6 protein-coding genes are annotated in these 4,023 nt (G+C 36.6%); all 6 read left to right on the plus strand.

Going from position 1 to position 4,023, the window contains the following annotated elements:
• A partial coding sequence (locus AC1DDX_RS24715) for a hypothetical protein (protein WP_477622769.1) occupies nt 1-606 on the plus strand: 606 nt, incomplete at its 5' end.
• A gap of 57 nt (nt 607-663) precedes the next feature.
• Nucleotides 664-915 carry a hypothetical protein gene (locus AC1DDX_RS24720; RefSeq protein ID WP_172662699.1) on the plus strand — a complete coding sequence of 84 codons (252 nt, stop codon included), beginning with the start codon at nt 664-666 and terminating at the stop codon, nt 913-915.
• 96 nt (nt 916-1,011) lie between these two features.
• Nucleotides 1,012-2,565, plus strand: a complete 1,554-nt coding sequence (locus AC1DDX_RS24725; RefSeq protein WP_477622770.1) for a TlpA family protein disulfide reductase — start codon at nt 1,012-1,014, stop codon at nt 2,563-2,565.
• Nucleotides 2,566-2,978: 413 nt separating this feature from the next.
• Nucleotides 2,979-3,350, plus strand: a complete 372-nt coding sequence (locus tag AC1DDX_RS24730) for a hypothetical protein (protein WP_172662701.1) — start codon at nt 2,979-2,981, stop codon at nt 3,348-3,350.
• A gap of 31 nt (nt 3,351-3,381) precedes the next feature.
• The gene (locus AC1DDX_RS24735) at nt 3,382-3,798 is read left to right on the plus strand and encodes a hypothetical protein (protein WP_337716031.1); all 417 of its coding nucleotides are present in this window, start codon (nt 3,382-3,384) and stop codon (nt 3,796-3,798) included.
• Nucleotides 3,799-3,860: 62 nt separating this feature from the next.
• On the plus strand, nt 3,861-4,023 hold a 163-nt coding region (locus AC1DDX_RS24740), incomplete at its 3' end, for a nucleotidyltransferase family protein (protein ID WP_477622771.1).

Raw genomic sequence — 4,023 nt, forward strand, 5'->3', positions numbered from 1 at the left:
GGCTGTTCAGACTATTGGAATCTGTCAAATGATACTATTTCCTTTTTCGTTAAGATTGACAGATCCAAAAAGCCGATGTATCCGATTGACGAAGCATATTATTTAAACCAACCAATTGAAGGTGTTGATTTAGTGATGTCTTGTTATGTGCCATCTGAAGAATCTTTTACTTTGGTAGAGACAACAAATGATCCGGTATTCATATTGGATAGTGTTCAGGTGTTTAGAGGTGAGATGAATAGCGTAGATCCGAATACCATAGCTGTGGTTACTGTTTATAAAGGTAAGAACGCTACAGATCGGTTTGGAGCCGAGGCTGAGAATGGTTTAGTGTACATGGAAACAATCTCTTTTGTCAAGAAAAGATATTGGACATCTTTGAAATCGAAATCTGATGATTATCTGAAGCACGTGCCAAGTCCAGACGAAGAAAGCAGTATATTCTATATTTTGAATGGTAAACCACTGTTGAAAGATCATGAAGCAGGCCTTTCGGGCATTACTAATGAAAATTTACAGAGTGTACTTATTATAGATAAAAATACCTTAAAAAAAGATTATTTGATAGAGGGTTATTCTTGGGGTGTTCTCATCACCACGAAGTGAAATGACTAAATTATAAAACGCTTGTAGTCCCATAAATTGACATTTTAACTTAAACGTATGAAATATTTTTTAATTGGGGTTTTGTGTTTCGCATTAATGTCTGCACTACCATTACTATGGAATCATTTCTCATTTGTCGAATTAGGCTTTCTGTTCCCTTATTTGCAAAAAAAGACTTTCGAGGGGGTAGAGGGAAGTTCTTTCATGATCTCTTTTATATCTTTAAATTTACTATACGATTTAGCCATCGTAGCGATTTTTGTTTGGATGCTCACTTATCTCAAAACAGCCACTAAAAATTATAGCTAAAATATAGATTTAGGCAATTTGTAGCCTATCAATACTGTTCGGCCTGTGGAAATGCAATGATTATTCGGTATATTCATTTGAAAATTAACCGAACTCATGAAATATTTTAACTTGCTCGCGCTCATCTTTCTCGTGCTCATCACCAAGGCACAAACCACAGATCAACCCAAAGCTGATGCTTCGGTACCGATGTATGTTCAGAAATGGCTGACCGAAAAAACGGCGTTTAAAAAACGTAAAGCAATCCAAAAAGGCTTCTTCTTGCGCGATTCTATTAAAATCGTTGGCTATATCAAAGGGTATGATAAAAACGCGAAATATTCCAGTGGCATCATCTACCATGGAAATAACATTACCAGGGAAGATTTACCAACTATAGTAAGGATCTACAAAGATGGAAGATTTGAGTGTGGCTTGCCGGCTATACATCCCATGTCTTCCAGTATACATTTTAATGATCAAAGCATAAAATTTTATGCCGAGCCAGGGACTACCACCGGGATCATTCTAGGTGATAAGACCACTGAATACCTGGGCGTCAATAAGGCGATCAACGATCAGTTAGCTGCCATTGAGCCACCCCGCCCTGACTACAATAATTTAGATGAGTACCGGAAAACACAGACGCCCAATGACTCTAAGCAAGCTCAGCTTCGCAATTGGGAAAGTACCAGGGAAAAGGTAGACAGTACCATGGAGGTAAAGCAGACGTCGGAGAGGGTAAGGAAGTTGGTAGCCAACCAGGTTGATCTGACTTATGCCGTTTATTTGTTCGATTACGAAATGTCGCGCACCTACTACCAGAAACAGGCGCCGGACAATGAAATATTAAAGTTGCCCATGCCTGAAAACTACTTCGATTTTTTAAGTAAGATTGATTTGGATGATCAATTGCTGTTAGTTTCCAATGATTTTTCGACGTTTGTAAACCGCTTTGAGTTTTCCCCCGTGTTCGAACGGAAGATTCTTTTTCAAAACCAGAAAACCAAGGGCTTTTTGAAACTAGACTCGGCCTATCTCAGTAAAAATAAAAAGGTCAATTTGGTTTACGACATCGCCAAACTCCGCTCATTAACTTCTGATTTTAAGTTCTACGAGTACAAAAAGAGAAGTTTTGCCCAGGAAACCACTGATTTATTAAAAACCGTGCAAGAACCCTTTCTGCTGAGAGAGATGGATCGAATGTATGACAAATATAAAATAGGAAATGTAGCTTACGACTTACCTAATACCACAGCAGCAGCCGTATTCAAAAAAATCATTAACCCAATAAAAGGAAAGGTGTTGATCGTTGATTTTTGGGCGGAGAATTGTGGACCATGCCGTGCCGGAATAGAGAGCAGCCTGGAGTTCCGGAAGAAATATAAGGACAATCCTGATTTTGATTTTGTATATGTAACAGATAGCGAAAATACAGGAGCTGCATTTTATGACGATTATATCAAAAAGAATCTGATGTTAAATACGCATAGAATCACGGCTGACGAGTATCTGGCGCTGAGAGAGCTATTCAGGTTCAATGGAATCCCCCGGTATGTATTGGTAACAGAAGAGGGTAAAATACAGGATGATAATTTTGCTTCTTACAACATGAAAAGCGAATTCCAAAAGTACTTTCCCGGGAAATTTCCCATTGATTATTGGAAGTGACCCAAGGATGCCAATGGTTTATAAATGCTCGTTTTAAATAATCGCTATCTTTAGCAAACCAACCTAAATTATTATGGAAAATTTAAAAGCTAAAGAAATGATATCCGCTGGACTAATCGGATTAAGCGGCTTTGTAGCTCCGTTGTCTTTAATATGTATAATTTGCTATTTCACTGATCTTGCTAAAAGTCCTTACCCGTTAAAATATCTTGTGCCAACTTTCATAATATCGTTAGCAGTTTTGCTTTATTGCTTTTATGTACTAGGGTCAATAAGTAAATATAGGAAACAAAATAATCTCGAAAGTATTTAATTATAGATTGTCCGAAGTCATATTTTAAGTCATGATAACTGATGCAGATGTTTAGGATTTGTATTAGATTTATGTAATCATTATAAAATGAAGATGTTATATGAAAAAAATCTCCAGCTTAATTTGTTTATTATTAATAATAACTGCCGTTTCTTGTAAAAAAAAGGCAACGCTTGATGGAAAAGAAGTATTAACGGTATGTGGAACAAAAGATCCATTAAAGAATATAGCCTGGCTTAAGGACGAATATTCACAAATGTCGGGTCAGCCCACGATTAACGGTATAGTACTTTATCGATATAATGATAGTGAAGTTATAGAAATACAAAACGCCCAGTTTAGCTCAACTAATCAACATCAATACTATTGTGATGGAACTAAACTCAACTTAGGCGTACCGGCAGATTTTAATAAGTATAGACAAGACCGTAAATTGATTGGCATTTTGTTCGGAACAAATATTTGGAATTAATTCATAAGTAATTTCAAAAGGAAACTATACTATGAAAGTAAAAGCTTGTGCTATTGTGATTTTTATTTCTTTTTTCATAAGCCAAGCTTATTCACAAAAGATACCTTCACCAAAAGAAATGAGAGAGGTTTATCGTCAGTATTTCCTGGCGGCGTGCATTTATTTTGCATTTGGTGAGGAAGTTGTTGGTTCTAAGGACATCAGTCTCGCTGTATACTACGCAGTAGGTGATGAGTTTGGCTCTACTAACCACGCCCATAAACTGGATTCATTGGCAAAGAAACTGATGAACTCAATTACTCCAACTCAAGTTGATGACTATGAAGGGCGTAAGCCTATTTTAATGGATTGTATTGAATATTACGAGAGTAAGGAACTGAAAAGAGAGATCATAAAAATCCTAAAAACCCCCCGAAAAAATGAGTTAATTAGGCCTGGAAATAAATAGCGACTACTTGATATTAATGGCTTACATTTATGACGATTGTCATTATTTAGTATCTTTGTGTTATGCAAACTGCAGTTCAGAATAAACGGACATTAATATCATTACTTAAGGCTAATAGCCAGAAGCTGAAATCTTATGGAGTTTCGAGCTTGAGCATATTTGGTTCGTTTATTTCTGGGAAACTTGATGTGGATAGTGATGTTGATCTTTTAGTCGATTTCGACC

The organism is Pedobacter sp. 10L46_2, assembly GCF_056395165.1.